This is a genomic window from Bradyrhizobium dasycarpum (assembly GCF_042019905.1).
GTDB lineage: Bacteria > Pseudomonadota > Alphaproteobacteria > Rhizobiales > Xanthobacteraceae > Bradyrhizobium > Bradyrhizobium japonicum_B.
The window spans coordinates 6,852,648-6,868,083 of record NZ_CP169574.1 but is presented as its reverse complement, the minus strand read 5'-3'; the positions used below and the strand labels follow the sequence as shown (position 1 = coordinate 6,868,083).

The 15,436-nt window shown below is 62.3% G+C and carries 15 protein-coding genes; 11 read left to right on the top strand and 4 right to left on the bottom strand.

The annotated features are described in order from the left end of the window. Positions 1-67: 67 nt before the first annotated feature. Positions 68-400, top strand: a complete 333-nt coding sequence (locus ACETMP_RS32760) for a hypothetical protein (protein ID WP_375159364.1) — start codon at positions 68-70, stop codon at positions 398-400. Between the two features lie 77 nt (positions 401-477). On the opposite strand, the gene ACETMP_RS32755 is transcribed toward ACETMP_RS32760, so the two are convergent. Next, positions 478-816: a hypothetical protein gene (locus ACETMP_RS32755; protein ID WP_375159363.1), complete on the bottom strand. Its 339-nt coding sequence runs from the start codon at positions 814-816 to the stop codon at positions 478-480. Positions 817-1,142: 326 nt separating this feature from the next. On the opposite strand from ACETMP_RS32755, the gene ACETMP_RS32750 reads away from it, so the two are divergent. Next, complete coding sequence (locus ACETMP_RS32750; protein WP_375159362.1) at positions 1,143-1,538, top strand: response regulator; 396 nt, start codon at positions 1,143-1,145, stop codon at positions 1,536-1,538. Positions 1,539-1,658: 120 nt separating this feature from the next. Here ACETMP_RS32750 and rocF read toward each other — a convergent pair whose 3' ends face one another. Then, complete coding sequence (gene rocF, locus ACETMP_RS32745; protein WP_375159361.1) at positions 1,659-2,636, bottom strand: arginase; 978 nt, start codon at positions 2,634-2,636, stop codon at positions 1,659-1,661. Positions 2,637-2,885: 249 nt separating this feature from the next. Between rocF and ACETMP_RS32740 the strand changes: the two genes are divergently transcribed. The 9 genes from ACETMP_RS32740 to ACETMP_RS32700 all read left to right on the top strand — a co-directional run bounded on the left by ACETMP_RS32740 (position 2,886) and on the right by ACETMP_RS32700 (position 11,160). After that, positions 2,886-3,146, top strand: coding sequence for a hypothetical protein (locus ACETMP_RS32740; protein WP_375159360.1), 261 nt, complete (start codon positions 2,886-2,888; stop codon positions 3,144-3,146). 400 nt (positions 3,147-3,546) lie between these two features. Next, positions 3,547-4,155 carry a TetR/AcrR family transcriptional regulator gene (locus ACETMP_RS32735; RefSeq protein ID WP_375159359.1) on the top strand — a complete coding sequence of 203 codons (609 nt, stop codon included), beginning with the start codon at positions 3,547-3,549 and terminating at the stop codon, positions 4,153-4,155. A gap of 129 nt (positions 4,156-4,284) precedes the next feature. Further along, on the top strand, positions 4,285-6,003 hold the full coding sequence (locus ACETMP_RS32730) for an FAD-dependent monooxygenase (RefSeq protein WP_375159358.1): 1,719 nt from the start codon (positions 4,285-4,287) through the stop codon (positions 6,001-6,003). 46 nt (positions 6,004-6,049) lie between these two features. Continuing rightward, complete coding sequence (locus ACETMP_RS32725) at positions 6,050-7,075, top strand: ABC transporter substrate-binding protein (protein ID WP_375159357.1); 1,026 nt, start codon at positions 6,050-6,052, stop codon at positions 7,073-7,075. 60 nt (positions 7,076-7,135) lie between these two features. Continuing rightward, positions 7,136-7,873 (top strand): ABC transporter permease, encoded by a 738-nt coding sequence (locus tag ACETMP_RS32720; protein WP_375159356.1) that lies wholly within the window; start codon positions 7,136-7,138, stop codon positions 7,871-7,873. Then, positions 7,870-8,667: an ABC transporter ATP-binding protein gene (locus tag ACETMP_RS32715; RefSeq protein ID WP_375159355.1), complete on the top strand. Its 798-nt coding sequence runs from the start codon at positions 7,870-7,872 to the stop codon at positions 8,665-8,667. The genes ACETMP_RS32720 and ACETMP_RS32715 overlap by 4 nt, the downstream gene beginning before the upstream one ends. A 38-nt stretch (positions 8,668-8,705) precedes the next feature. Next, entirely contained in the window at positions 8,706-9,479 is a 774-nt protein-coding gene (locus ACETMP_RS32710) for an ABC transporter permease (RefSeq protein WP_375159354.1), read from the top strand. Between the two features lie 12 nt (positions 9,480-9,491). Further along, the gene (locus tag ACETMP_RS32705; protein ID WP_375159353.1) at positions 9,492-10,103 is read left to right on the top strand and encodes a glutathione S-transferase family protein; all 612 of its coding nucleotides are present in this window, start codon (positions 9,492-9,494) and stop codon (positions 10,101-10,103) included. Positions 10,104-10,170: 67 nt separating this feature from the next. After that, positions 10,171-11,160, top strand: a complete 990-nt coding sequence (locus ACETMP_RS32700; RefSeq protein ID WP_375159352.1) for a VOC family protein — start codon at positions 10,171-10,173, stop codon at positions 11,158-11,160. A 119-nt stretch (positions 11,161-11,279) separates the two neighbouring features. Here the strand turns inward: ACETMP_RS32700 and ACETMP_RS32695 are convergent, their stop codons facing one another. Both ACETMP_RS32695 and ACETMP_RS32690 read right to left on the bottom strand, forming a co-directional pair. Continuing rightward, on the bottom strand, positions 11,280-14,021 hold the full coding sequence (locus ACETMP_RS32695; RefSeq protein ID WP_375159351.1) for an EAL domain-containing protein: 2,742 nt from the start codon (positions 14,019-14,021) through the stop codon (positions 11,280-11,282). 59 nt (positions 14,022-14,080) lie between these two features. Continuing rightward, entirely contained in the window at positions 14,081-15,343 is a 1,263-nt protein-coding gene (locus tag ACETMP_RS32690; RefSeq protein WP_375159350.1) for a FecR domain-containing protein, read from the bottom strand. Between the last annotated feature and the right edge of the window lie 93 nt (positions 15,344-15,436).

Genomic DNA, 15,436 nt, shown 5'->3' with positions numbered 1-15,436 from the left:
TGTCGGCTCTGATGGCCGGCGCTCTTGGTTTGAGCTCGATCGCTGCGACGTCTCCAGCTGAAGCCCATTGGCGTGGCTGGGGACCGGGACTGCCGGCGGCCTTGTCGCAGGTGCCGTGATCGGCGGGCTTGCCTCCTCGGCGTATGGATGGGGCCCCGGCTATGGCTATTACGGCTACGGTCCAGGCTATTACGGCGCCAGCTATTATGGCGGCCCATACGCCTACGACTACGGATACGATGCGCCATATCGCTGGGGCGGCGGGTACACCACGACCACCTACTACACGCAGCCCGTTTCCTACGGCTATCGCTATCGCCGCGTCGTGCGTCCCGCCTACGCCTATTACCGTGGATCATATCCCGTGGTGCGGCACCATTGGCATCATCACCACCGCTAAGCGCTGCGCGTCATTCCGAATGCGGCCGCGCTCCCCAAGAGCGCGGCTTTTTCTTTCGATGAGGCGCGCGCGTCTCGCTAGGGTCGCGGCGCCGGCTGCGGCGGCGCAGCAGGTTGCTGTGAAGGTGGGGCGGGCGGCTTGGGCGACTCCGCCGGCGTAACAGACTCTCCCCCGCCATGGGGCACACAGGTCCCGACGTTGCCGAGCAGTCTTTTCGCCTCGAGTTCGCGGGCCTTCCTGTAATCGCTACGCCGGTCGATTCTTGCCGCGGCGACTCGGTCCCAGGCATCGAACGCGTCAGAGTAATGCTGTCGCATTTGCGCCTCGGCGGACAGGCAGTCGCTGAACTTGTCGAATATGAGATCGGTATTGACCGGCGCGACGCCACCGACGAGGACCACAAGCATCCATTTCATGGCGTCCGCCTACGTTCGCGCCTGCGCACCGGGAACGGTGATGCCTCGGCAGAGTTCCGGCCGCGCCCGCGGCCCGGTCTCGATAAAAAAAGGGCCCCAGCTCGCGGGGATAGTGGGGGGCATTGGAGCTGGGGCCACCGGGGTCACCCTTGGGGAAGGGCATCGGGAAAACTTGGCAATTGCGGGAATGTTCCTGTGCCGGCGCAATTCCAGACGAAATGCTTGACCACTCCACCCTTGGAATTCAGTTGATGCGTTCCGCCGGGGAACAAACGGCGCTGTGTACACTTTGTAACACACGGGGGAGATGGCAGGGGACTGGTGCCATGACAGAACGTCCACTCATTCTTGTTATCGAAGACGACGATATGATCCAGGCTATCGTTGAAGATGCCTTGACCGAAGGAGGCTTCGAAATCGCAACCGTGAAGACGGGCGAGGAAGCCAGTACGCTGCTGAAGGGCCGTCTCAGGCCCTACCGGGCTCTTGTCACGGACGTCAATCTCCTCGGACGCCTCGATGGCTGGGAGGTCGCAAGAGCGGCCCGGGAGCTCGATCCGCATTTTCCGGTGGTTTACATGACGGGCGGCGCTGCCGACAAATGGCCCGTACTAGGGGTGCCGAACAGCGTCCTGTTGCAGAAGCCATTTGCGCCTGCGCAAGTGGTTGCCGCTGTATCCCAGCTCTTGAACGCGGGCTCGCAGCAAGCCGGTCCCGACTGAGGTTTCCGCAATCCCTGACTGCTTCAGTTCTCCTCGTCGACGAGGAAGCCCTGATACCGCCAAGCGACAAGCTGGGACTTATCTGGCAGATTGAACCTCATCGTCATCGTTGCCGTCGCCTCACTCGCCCGGAGCGATCGCGTTGCTCGGCGTCGGTCGGTCGGTGATCTGCTGGCCGAACAGGCTGCCGATCAGTTCGACGGCCGTGCGCGCCGTGCGGCCGCGTTCATCCAGGAAGGGATTGAGCTCGACGATGTCGACCGATCCGACCGCGCCGGAATCGTGCAGCAGCTCCATGATCAGGTGTGCCTCGCGATAGGTCGCGCCACCCGGCACCGTGGTGCCGACGCCCGGCGCTACGCACGGATCGAGGAAATCGACGTCGAAGCTGACATGCAGCACCCCGTTGCTCGCCTTGACCCGCTCGATGACGCGCCGGATCAGCACGGCAACGCCGAACTCGTCGATCTGGCGCATGTCGACGACCCTGATCCGGCGCGCGCGCATCAGCTCCTTCTCCAGCCTGTCGATCGAACGCGCGCCGAACAGGTCGAGCCGGTCCGGATGGATTGACGCGCGGGGGTCGTCGCCGAGCAGGCCGTCGAGGCCGGGTTCGCCGCACAAGAACGCGGCCGACATGCCGTGCATGTTCGCGGTGATCGTCGTCTCCGGCGTGTTGTAATCGGCATGGGCATCGAGCCAGAGCACGAACAGCTCCCGGCCACGCTCCTGCCAATGCCGCGCCATCGCATTGACCGATCCCATCGACAGCGTGTGATCGCCGCCCAGGAAGATCGGCAGCGCACCGGTCCTCGCGATCTCATGGCCTTTGCGGCTCAGAGCGCGTGTCCAGCGCTGGATCTCGCGGTAGTGATTGGCTCTTTCCGGCGGCCTGTCGGTGAGGTCCGGGACTTCGCCAGCGGAAAGATCGCCGTAGTCGACGACCTCGAAATCCAGGCTTTCGAGCAGTGTCGCAAGGCCCGCGGTGCGCAGCGCCGCAGGACCCATCAATGTGCCGCGCTGCGATGCGCCCATATCGATGGGCGCGCCGAGCAAAGCGATGCGCCGGGCTCGATCCGTCACGGTCCGATCGGTCACGGCCGCCTCCTGATCCAACAAGGTCGAGCCAGCCTAACAGAGATTCGCATCCGTCGTTTCACGGGGCACTTGCGATCCGACTGGAACAAAAGCCCCTGCGCTGCATTGCCCATCCAAGGCCGGCACCCGCCGTTAATGACGGCGCCTGTCGCGGATAGCCAAAGGTCGTCAGACCCGCTGTTCAAAACAAGCGCTCGCGCGGATAGCCAAAGGTGCCGGCCTCCGCCATCAGGCCAGGAGGTCGCGCACTTGAGCACGGAGATACCGCAATCCACGTCCCAACCCGGCATGGCCGAGCGCGCCATCGACACGGCAGCGGATGTCTCCCGCACGATCGGTGAAGTCGCGGGCGGCCTGCACGCGGCCGTCGACCGTTTCACCTCGACCATCGAGGAATCGCGCAAGCCCGGCGGAGCCCTCGCGACGGTCGCGGCGATCACGCGCGAAGCACCGCTTGCCAGCCTGTTCGTCGCCTTCCTTTTTGGCGTCGCAGTCGCGCGGCGGCGGTAGCTTTCTGCGACCGCCCCTTCGGTGAGACTGTCCTCCATCAGGATGAGCTCGGCGCTGCGGTTCGGCCCAGCCGATGTGCTGAAGGCGCTATTCGTCGCATTGCTGAGGTGCGCCACCTGCAAACGGCAGTGTCGACGCCGAAGGGTCGAATGCTGAGCCCGGGCGCGCAAGCCTTGCCAAGTGCGTTCGCGACGTCGCCAAGCCACATGCTCAAGGCAAGGCGGGCACGGCCACACTAGCAGCTTACCTAGCGAACAGCTTAACGTCTGCCAAGTCATCACCAGTGGTCAGATGAGCACGGTTCGCGTCCGGTCTACCACCAATTGCGGTCATCGGTTGACTCGCCGTCAATCTGAATGGTTAGGTCATGCCGTCACAGTTCAATGGCTGAGTCGAACCGGTGGTCACTGCACGAAAGAAGAGACGCGCCGACATTCCGGCTCGCGACCGAATCCTTGAAGCTGCAACCAGACTGTTTACCCGACACCCGTTCGACGAGATCTCAGCGGAAGATATTGCCCGCGAAGCGGGCGTGGCCCATGGACTCACGTTCCACTACTTCGGATCGAAGGCCAAACTTTACGAGGAAATTTCACAAGCTGCCGCCGACCGGCTGGACCGTATTCATCTGCAGGCGACACTCACGGGGTCGGCTCCCGAAAAGCTCCGCAGCTTCTTGGTCGCGCATATGGAGGAGGTCTATCGACGCCGGGTCGATTACGTTTTCCATTCGCGCGGCGGTGGGACTGCGGCAATCCAGGACATTTGGGAACGTTCGCGCAGCCACGGAATTCGGCTGGTCCTTGGCTTCTATGGCGTGACTGCGCCCTCGCTTGAACTTGCTGTCGCGACGCGGGCCTGGCTTGGCTACTTCGATGAGCTCGTTCTGGCCTGGGTTCAGGGACAGATAAAGAACAAGGCGGCCATCGTCGAGATGGCGTTTCGGCTTTTCCCGCTTGCGGTCGCCAACGCCGAGCTTCTTGGCGAAAAGAATATTCCATCGGTTTGATAGAGGGTTGATGGGCACGTCCCGCACGGCGTCATTGACTGTTAGTCAAAATCTTATTGACTGTCAGTCAAAGTTGCGCTTGGTTCTCGGTCGCGAAAAATAATTCAGGGGCGATCGGGAGGAGGTCTCATGGAGACCGAAGTGGCAATTGTTGGTGCCGGACCAGTGGGTCTGACGGCTGCCGGCTTGCTGGGTTCGTTGGGCGTGAACACGATCCTCATCGAACGAAATGCCTCGACATCGGCTCATCCGCGGGGGCATGTAGTCAACGCGCGCACGATGGAAATATTCCGATCGATTGGTTGCGACGAGCCAATAGCAAAGGCCGGCCTGCCTCCAGAGCGCAATGCGGGAGTCTCCTTCCTGTCCCGGCTGATAGGGCCGGATATCGCGGTATTGGCGACGCGGGGCATTCCCGACCGCGACCGGGCTCATCAAGCCGCCAGTCCGAGCCGCAAGACGTCGTGCCCTCAGGACGTGCTTGAACCGATCTTGGTTGATGTTGCGCGAAGCTTTGCGCCCGTCAAATTGCTGTTCTCGACCGAGCTTAAAGAACTCGCGTCCCGACCTGATGGTGTGCGGCTCGAATGTCGGCAGGGGGTCGGCGACCTCATGATCGACGCGCGCTACGTGATTGCCGCGGACGGCGCGCGCAGCTTCGTGAGGGAGCGCCTCGGCATCGGGATGACGGGACGAGGACGAATCGGCCGACAGATCGGCATCTACTTCGAGGCCGACCTATGGGAGTTCGTCGAAAAGCGGCCTTACCTGCTGTGGTGGATCTACAACGCCACGACGTGCGGAGTGCTCATTGCTCTCGATGGCCGACGACGTTGGACGTACAATTTCGCCTTCGATCCGGACCAGGAAAGCGTCGAGTCGTTCACGACCGAGCGCTGCGAAGCGATCGTTCGCGCAGCCATCGGCTCGGACGACGTTCCGCTCGAGATCCATAGCATCCTGCCGTGGAGAATGCAGGCTCGCCTTGCGGACCAGTTCAGCAAAGGTCGGGTATTCATCGCGGGGGACGCCGCCCATCCGCTGCCGCCGACGGGCGGGCAAGGAATGAACACCGGCATTGGTGACGTGCACAATCTGGCGTGGAAATTGGCCTTCGTGTTGCGCGGCAACGCTCCGGCCTCGCTTCTCGAAAGCTATAACGAGGAGCGCCGTCCTGTCGCTCAGACCAATATCGAGCAGAGCGTTCACAACGCAATGAAGATGGCGGAGAGTGGTCTCTCCGGGATGGCAACGCACGACAGCCCGATCGCCAGGATGCTCGAGGGCCCGGATTCCGCCGCAGCGGAGCGTCACATTCGGGACGTGATCCCGAGCCTTCGCGAGCACTTTGACTACATAGGTCAGACATTCGGCCAGGCTTATTCCTCCCGATGGATATCGCCTGACGGGACGTCGGCTCCGCCCTTCTGCATTGAGCAGTACGAACCGGTTGCCTGTCCCGGACACCGAGCACCCCATCTCTGGCTGCAAGGACCAAGCGGCAGATTGTCGACCGTCGATCTCGCCGGTGCCGGCTACTTCTTGATGCTGACGACACCCGGCGCAGAAGATTGGCAACGCGCCTTTGCCAAGGTGTCCGCAGAGCTTCATGTTCCAGGGCGCTCCTGCAGCATTGGCGCCGGCGGCGACTACATCGATCAAGACGGACTCTTCATCCAATCGTACGACATCGGTCCGCGAGGGATGGTCCTGATCAGGCCCGACGGCTACGTAGCCGCGCGTAGTTTCAACGCCGTGCCCGATCCAGAAAAATTCGTCGAACGTGCTCTTGGAACGGCATTGGCGGGAGCGGACATCAGAAGCGACGAGGAGCCGTCCGCCGCTTGAGAGCAACGCAACTCACGACATCAACAATAATGCCAGGGAGGACTCTATGAACAAGGGAATGCAGTACGCAGGACGAATATTGAGTCTTGCGATGATCGCTCTGGGCGCCCTGCACGGCTCCTCGCCGGCGCTCGCACAATCGCCGGTCCCGACAACGATTGCCTTGCCGGCTCAATCCCTCCTGTTCGCGCCGCTCTACATCGCGCAGGAGCGCGGCTTCTTTCGCCGACATGGGATCGAGCCGAAGGTCATCTATGTCGCCGGTCCCGGCGTCATCAACGCGATGCTCGGCAAGAGCGCAGACTTCTCGTTGATCTCGGGAGGAATCCAAATCGCAGCCGCGGCCCGAAATCAAAAGCTCGTCGCGATAGCCAATACACAGGATCGCTTCACGACGGATATCGTGATCCGCGACGCGGTAGCCCAAAAGCTGGAAATGGCGCCGAACGCGGACGCAACGGCGAAAATCCGCGCTTTGAAAGGACTCACGATCGGGGTCGACGCAATCAATGGTCTACCCCACAGTTTCCTGCGGTTCGTCGCGGTCAAGGCGGGAATGAACCCGGAGACCGATTTCACGATTACCGCGCTACAGCCACCCGCGATGGTCGCGGCGCTCAAGGCAGGTACGATCGACGCCATGGTCTTCTCGCCTCCGTTCTCTCTTCTGGCCGTCAAAGAAGGCGGTGTTCGATGGCTGTCGGGGCCGGAAATATCTCTCCCTGAGTTGAAGCCCTTTCCATATAACGTCGTTCTGGTTCGGCCGGGCTACTGCGATACCGAAACGGTGCGCTGCCAGGGATCTGTGGCGGCTCTGAAGGACGCGATCGCGTTGATGAAAGCGGACCGCTCCGCGAGTCTGGAGGCGCTCGGCAAGTCATTCGACAAGATGGAGCCTGATATCCTGAAGGCATCCTACGAGGTGTTTGCCCCGTTCGCTCAGCCGGACATGAAGCTGACGAGCGCGATGCTGGACAACGTCATCGCCTTCGATCGGATCAGCGGAATCATTCCTCCGGACGCCAAACTGCCCCCCGAGTCGGAACTTTATTCAACAGCGTTCACTCCGTAGAGGGACCGCGGAACAGAACCCATGAGTAGAGCAACCTTCGATAGATTCGGGTTCGGAGCCATGCTGCTGCTTGTTTGGCAAGCAGCAAGTGTCTGGACTGGGCCCGAGTTGATAAGTTCGCCGCTTCTCGTTGGGCAGCAGCTGTATCTGTGGTCGCTCAACGGCGTCCTGGGTGCGAACGCAGGCTATACGTTGCTGGCTGCCGTCCTCGGATTTGTTATCGGCGGCTTGCCGGGCTTGGTGCTTCCGTTTGTCCTGCGGAAACGGCCGTTTGTGACGGCGGTGCTCGATCCATTCATATTGATTGGATACGGGCTGCCCAAGGTCGCATTCATTCCCCTCTTCATTATCTGGTTTGGAATCGGCATCTGGAGCAAAGTTGCACTCGTCGCGAGCGTAAGCTTCTTCCTCGTGTTCTTCAGTACAATGGAAGGCGTTCGAGGCGTCGATCCTCGCCTGCTCCGGATGGCAAAGGTTGCTGGCGCGAGTGAAGTGCAGTTGTTGCGCACCATCGTCTGGCCTTCTGCTTTGCCGTTCGTTTTTCAGGCCGTGCAGGTCACGCTACCTCTTTCGATTGGCGGAGCAGCCATTGCCGAACTGATCTCCTCGAACCGCGGATTGGGGTATCTTGTTCAATTTTCTGCGGGGAATTTCGAAGTCACGGGCGCGCTCGCCGCCGTAACAGCTCTCGCGCTAGTCGTAACCATCACCAACGTCGGCATCGATCGTTTGCACGACCGCCTGCTGGCTTGGAAGGGTTCTCATTCCAAAGGCGTTAGTTCGGGAAGCCTCACATGAGACAGAATGGTAAGCCGCTCCTGGATGTCTGCAATCTTGGCAAGCGCTTCCAAGGGCAGATCAAAGACGGAATTCGCTGGGTCGTAGAGGGAATGTCGTTTGCGCTCTACGAAGGTGAATTCGTCACGCTGATCGGACCCTCAGGCTCCGGAAAATCGACGTTGCTCAATATGATCGCGCAGATCGATATTCCTTCGAAAGGGGAGATATTGTTTCGCGGCGAAGTCATCAACGACTCGAGCCGCAGCAGGCCTTCTCCGGGATGCGGCGGTCGCATCGGATATGTGATGCAAGACGATAACCTTTTGCCCTGGCGGACTCTGCGGGAAAATGTCGAGTATCCGCTCGTTGTCCAGGGTCGACTCAACAGCGAGACCAGGGCGCGCGTCGAAGAACTGATCGAGACAGTGGGGCTAGGTGGCTTCGAAGGGTATTACCCTCACCAACTTTCCGGCGGTATGCGCAAGCGCGCGTCCATCATCAGAACGCTGGCCTACGATCCGCCGGTCATCCTGATGGACGAACCATTCGGGGCGCTCGATGCCGAATCTCGGCTCCATATTCAGTCGGATCTCGTCAAGTTGTGGCAACGAGGAGAGAAGACGATCCTGTTCGTCACCCACGACATCAATGAGGCGATCGCCCTTGGAGACCGGACGATAACGCTGACGAAGTCGCCCGCTTGCGTTCGAGGCGAGCACGTCATCGATATCCCGCGCCCCAGAGCACTCGATAGCATCGTGACCGCACCGCAGTTCCCGGGCTTGTTTAGCCGGATCAGGGCGCAAATCTGATGCCGAGTTCGTCAACGATCTCGGCAGGTCGGTCGCAGATGGCGATCGTTCCGTCGCCATTAATCATCGCGCGCACGGCGGTCGCCGTCGTGCTGGTTGGCATGTGGCTCGCCGCCGCGCGGGCACATCCGACGCTTGTGGCGACGCCGCAAGCCACTCTCCAGAGGGTCATCGAGCTGATCTCGAATCGAGAACTTTTCCCGATGATGGCGACGACCGCCGCAGAGGCCGGCATAGGCCTCATGTTGGGAGCGGGTCTCGGTGTCGTCCTTCCTTTTCTCGTCCAACTGTCCGAGCGGCTTCGGGTGGTCGTCGAGCCGTTCGCCCGAACCGCCGTCGGAATTCCCAAGCTGGCGCTGAGTCCCATCCTCATCCTGTGGTTCGGCATTGGCCTTGGCTCGAAAATCGTGCTCGTCGCGTTGATGACGTTCTTCCTGGTGTTCGTCGCGACGGCCGCGGGAATACGATCCATCGGCCCGAACCTCGTCCAGACAGTATCGATCTTCGGTGCAAGCAAGATCGAAGTGGCGCGCGAGGTGATCTTTAATAGTGTCCAGCCGTTTGTGTGGGCGGCGCTGCGGGCCGCGCTTCCATGGGCCATCAATGCCGCGCTTGTCGGCGAGTTTCTCGCGGCCGAGAACGGCGTGGGTCATTACATCGAGCAATCCTACAACTCTGTGGACATTGCGGGCGTCTATGCCGGCATAACCTTGATCGTACTCATCGTCTTCGCGTCCGACGGAGTGCTCATGGCTTTGCAGCGGCGATGTCTTGCGTGGCGTCCGGTCGATCAGGATGTCGTTTTGCATTGATCGGGAGAACAAATGATGAAGCTCTACTTTGCGCCCGGCGCCTGCTCGATCGGCATTCACTATCTGCTGCAAGAAATCGGGTGCCGTTTCGAACTGAGGAAAGTCGATATTCGCAACGGAGAGAATTTTCAGGCCTGGTACACAGCGGTCAATCCGAAACGCAAAGTGCCCGCGCTCGAAAGCGCAGGCGGCTCGATCCTCACCGAATTCCCCGTGATCGCGCGCTATCTCGCCGAACAAGCGCCTTCGGCGGGCCTGATGCCGTCTGACCCGGAGACTGTTCTGAGCGCCAGTGAGCTGACCGAGTTCATCGTTTCGACCATCCACATGCAGGGCTTTTCGCGCGCGTTTCGTCCGGACAAATTTGCGATGGCTGAAGAAGATCATGAGGCGACGCGGGCGCGTGGGCGAGAGATCATCCAAGAAGGATTTCTCGTCGTCGATCGTCACCTGCGACAGAACACAGGGCCGTCATTCGCCGATGGCGCGCTCTTCTACGTTCTTTTCTGGGCTTGCGAGCGTCTCAGGCTCGAAGTCCCGGCGGCGTGCGCCGCTCAGTGGAGCGAATTCAAGTCCCGGCCTTCCGCGCAACGCGTCTTCGCAGCAGAAGGAATAGCCCTTTAGGCCTGCGCGACCGGCGCCCAGAATTAGGCAACGCATCGAACTTGGGAAACGGCGGAGGAAACGGTTCATGGCACTCAAATCATTGGGCTACGTTGGCGTAGAATCGACCAGGCTTGAGGACTGGGAGGGCTTCGCGACGCGCCTGCTCGGTATGCAGAAGGTCGACGCAGCCGCCAAGGTTCGGGCGTTTCGCATGGACGATCGACAGCAGAGGCTCGTCGTGACCGGCGCTGACAGTGATGGTCTCGGCTTCCTTGGCTGGGAGGCCGAAAGCAAGGCGGATCTCGACGAGTTGGCAGCTCGTCTGGACAACGCCGGCGTGGCTGTCTCCAAGGGCACGCGCGCTCTTGCGGACGAGCGCCGTGTCGCGGATCTCATCGCATTTCGCGATCCGGGGGGCCACCGGGTGGAAGTGTTTCACGGGCAGGAGATTTCGCCCGACCCGTTCAAGCCAGGACGGCCCATCTCGGGCTTCAAGACCGGCCCTCTTGGGATGGGTCACGTCGTGATGAACGTCGCCACGGTGGACGATCTGTTGCCGTTCTACCGCGATCTGTTGGGCTTCCGCATCACCGATTATGGTCTGTCGCCATACCCGCTCTACTTCCTGCATATCAACGGACGCCACCATAGCTTTGCTATGGTCGGCTCGGGCAAACGCAGTTTCCACCACTTCATGGTCGAGATGCAGAGCTTCGACGATGTGGGGCAAGGCTATGATCTCGCCCAGCTCGAAGAGGGGCGCATAGCCTATACGCTCGGTCGGCACACGAACGATCACATGACATCATTCTATGCTCACTCGCCCTCCGGCTTCTTCGTGGAGTACGGTTGGGGAGCGCAAGTGATCGACCCCGAGACATGGCAGCCCTTCGAAACCTATGATGGCCCGAGCCTATGGGGGCATGAGCGACTGCACCTTCCGGAGGAGCAGCGAGCTCGCATGCGCAACATGCGACTAGATGCTGCAGCCCGCGGCGTCCGGGTCCCGGACCCGAACTGCGCCTGGCTCGCCTCGGTCGTGGCCCAAGAGTCGGTAGTGGACCAGGAGCAATAGCGGAGCGCGCACCGTCGCTGGACGCCGAAGACCAGATGTTGACCCGCGCGACGTGCTCGCCAAAACATCCAGCCTCCATTCGGAGTGCTGGCGTCAGCGCGCAGGCGAAAGCTGCTCGCTCAGGCGGCGCTGACAGTCTGGAGTTCAGCCACCAAAAACTGCTTTTCAAACGCCTCGGCAGGCATCGGACGGCCGAAGAAATAGCCCTGCCCTTCCTCGCATCCCATGTTAACCAGGAAGTCGGCAGTGGCCCGGTTCTCGATGCCTTCGGCCACGACCGTGAGGCCGAGCTGCTTGCTGAGACCGATGGTCGAACCGACGATCGCGGCATCGTCGGAATTGGCAAGCAGGCCGAACACGAACGACCGGTCGATCTTGAGCCCGTCGAGCGGAAACTTCTTCAGATAGCTCAGGCTCGCGTAACCGGTGCCGAAATCATCGAACAGGACCCGGACGCCGAGCTCCTGAATCCGCTTGAACATGGCCAGCACGCGGCGCTCGTCATGAAGCAGGATGTCCTCGGTGACCTCGATTTCGAGAAGCGACGACGTCAGCCCGGTCGTCTCGAGCAGTGCCGCGACCGAATGCGCGAGATCGCCGGATTGGAGTTGCGAGGGCGAGAGGTTGATGGCAACGCGCACGTTGTTGCCGGACAATTCCCAGGCTCGCGCCTGACGGCAGGCCGTCTCCATCACCCAGTTCGCGATCCGCTCTGACAGGGCCGACGTGTTGACCACCGGCATGAATTCGGCCGGCGAGACGTAGCCGCGCACCGGATGGCGCCAGCGGATGAGCGCCTCGGCTCCGACCAGGCTGCCGTCGACCAGGCGAACCTGCGGCTGATAAAACAGCTCGAACTCGCCGCGATCGGCGGCAAGCGCCAGCTCGCTCTCCAGCGTCAACCGGTTCTCCAGCTCCTGCCTGATTGCGGTTTCGAACAGAACATGGCCGCCGCGCCGCGTCGCCTTGGCGCGGCTCAGCGCGAGATGGGCGTTGCTCAGGAGATCGTCGGCGGTTTGCCCGCCTTCCGGATAGACGGCGACGCCGACGCTGATCCTGATGCGGTGCTGCCGGGCGCCGGCCGCGAGGGGAGCTTCGAAGGCCTGCGCGATGCGCTCGGCGAAGGTCGCGACCGGTTCGCCGATATCGGCACAATCGAGCGCAATGGCGAATTCGTCGCCGCTGAGCCGGGCGATGGTCGCCTTGCCATCGGCTTCGGCGCGGAGCCGATCGGCGACCGCGCACAGCACGAGATCGCCCGAGGAGTGCCCGAGCATGTCATTGATCTCTTGGAAGCCGTCGAGCCCGAGCACGAGCAGAGCGACGCCGGACGACCGCCGCTCCGCCGCAGCGATCAGGTCGGTGAGGCCCGTGTGCAGCATGTTCCGGTTGGCAAGACCCGTCAGCACGTCATGTTCGGCCAGATATTGAATGCGTTCGGCCTCACGCTTGCGGACCGAGATATCGCGCAGGATCGCGCCGTATTGAAAGCCGTCCGTTCCCTGCCAGCCCGAGAAGCTCGCCTCGACGGAAAAAGTCTCACCATTCTTGCGCCGGCCCTCGAACTCGACCACGACGGCCCCGCCTGGAACCAGAAGCGCCTGGCGCGCGGCGTCATGCATGGACGATCTGGCATCGCCGTCCACCGGCAAAGCGCACAGCGTTTCGAACGGGCGGCCGATCATCTCGGCCGGCGTGTAGCCGAAGATCGCGCTCGCGCCGGGATTCCAGACCGTGATCCGATGATCCTCGTCGGTGCAGACGAGACCGTCGCCAAGCGACATCGCGATGCGGTGAAAGCGGCTCTCGGCGATACGCCCCAGCAGCCCACGGAAATCGATTTCATCCAGCGCGATCGCGGTCAGATAAGCGATGATCGCGATATGAAATAGCGACGTGTCGATGACGAGGGGCCATCTTGCCTGCACGAGGATCGCGGCCAATCCCATGGCTGCCCCAGAAGCGACCAGCGCTGCGACGCGAATCCCCGGCCCGAAGCGCCGCCACGAATACATCATCAACAGGCAGATCACGCCCACGCCCAGGATCATGCCGATATCCGAGGTCCAGCGCAGCATCCGGTCCTGAAGGATGGATTCCGCGGCCAGTGCCTGGAGCACCGGCCCCGAGACGATCTTGCCGTTGGGAACGCTGAAGCGGTCGCCAAGCTCGAGCGCGGTGGCCCCGACGATGATCTTCTTGCCTCTCACTTTGTCGAGCGCAGCAGGATCGCCGCGCAGCACGTCGATATAGGAGACGGTCGGAATGGAGGCCGCGCGAATGCTGAAATCGATCAGGAAGGGCGGCCGTCGGTTGGCGTCCTGGCCGGCCAGCACGACCGCCATCGAGGGCAACACCTCATCCCCGAGCTTCTCGGCGACCGGGTAGCGGCGAACGCGCCCGTCGGATTCGACTGCGACGTTCACGACCGCCGGCCACGACTGGTTGCTGAACGGCTTCAGAGGACGATTGACGTGGGCCGCGCCGCCCTTCGGCGTCGGCTGCTTGAAGGACGGCAGGATCGTCGAGCCGCCGGCATCGCGAAGGGCCTTGACGAAAGCCTCGTCGGAGGCCGGATCCGACGGCGTGCTGAAATCGACATCGAACGCGATGTCTCCCGAGCCCGCCGCCTCGAGTCTCCTCAATAGGTCCGCGTGAAGCCGGCGCGGCCAGGGCCACACGCCGATCTGATCGATGGACGGTGCGTCGATGGCCACCACCACGACCTTGCCGCTGGCGTCCCGCGGCTGCCAGGCGAACCGCAGATCGGTGAGCGCGTTGCGAAGTGCGCCATGCCATCCCGTGGACAGCACGATCGCAAGCGCGATCATAACCAGAATATGCGGCCGATAGCGTTTCACTCCGATCCTCCCCCGTCCCCGCTTCTGCGGGCACGCCCCTCATCCCCTAGGAAATCGCCTCAGCGTCTGCCGTAGGCGTGACCATTGCTGCCATTGCCGCCGCCATTCCCGTTGTTGCCCCTGCCGTTGCCGGTGGCGCCGTTGTTGGCATGGCCGCTGCCGCCGTTACCGTTGTTGCCGCCGTTACCGTTGTTGCCGTTGTTACCGTTGTTACCGTTATTGCCGTTGTTGCCGTTGTTGCCGCCATTGCCGTTGTTGTTACCGGAATTACCGTTGCCGCCGGCGTCTCCGTTCTTGGCGCGCGGGGCATCGCTTGATGCCCCGGCTGTCATTGCGGCGGTCGTGGCGTTCGCGCTGGCGCTACCGCCAGCTGCCGCGCTGTTGGGTGCGGCCGGGCTGGTCTTGCCATCGTTCCAGACCGTCTGACTGTCCGCCCTGGCATTCGCGTTACGCGCCTGCCCTGGCGGAACGCCGCCGTGGGCGAGGCCGCGCGTCGCCTTGTGGACGTTCAGCTTGACCTCCCCCAGCGCGGTCGAAATGCGCACGACTCCCGCCTTGGGGGCATGCCCCGCAGCCACCTGCCCCGATGCCTTGGGTGCACCAGCCGCCTTGCTGCCCTTGTCGACCGGACCGAGTGCATGGATGGAATGACCGGTCGCGGCATTGCGTGGCGCCGTCAGCCCCGATCTCGGCACCGGGACACGCTCGATCGTCGGGGCGCGCGGCTTGCCCTGCTCGATCGGACTCAACTTTCCTGGGCCGCTCAGACTAAGTCCGGGCTTGCCCTGCTCGAACACCGTAGCCGCTTGTCCCGGCATGACCTGGGCAATCTGCCCCGTCCTGAAGTCGGAGACCTCGACCTGGCCGCGGAGCACGCCGACCTTGGTGCTGCCCGCCTCCACCGTGACGCTGAACTGGGTTCCCTTGACCACGGCCGCGAGATAGGGCGTCTCGACCTCGAAGTGCTTGACGTTGCGCTTCTCGACCTCGAGCAGGATCGAACCCGCCTGCTGGATGATGGTGGTCGAGAGTCCCTCCTTCTTCTCGGCCGGCAAGCCGACCACCGAGTTCGGAGAGATCAGGATCGTTTCCTCGCCGCGGACCAGCAGCACCCGGCCATTGCGGCCGGTGCGGATGGTATTGCCGGGCTTGAGCGTCTCGTCCCGGTTCAGCGCGACCTGTTGTGCGCCGTCGGTCGCGACCCACACCTCGCCGGTGGCCTTGCTGATCGACCAGACACCGTCCTCCGCGGCGAACGCGCCGGAAGCTGTTCCAAGAGCCAGCGCCACGAGGGCACATCGCATTCCAATTCTGCCGAGCATGACGATCCTCAGTCTGCGTTACAGCCAGATCTGAGGGGTATCCGAAATCACTCAAGAGAGGATTAGCAGGAAGCGGCCAGTGGAGCGGCGGCA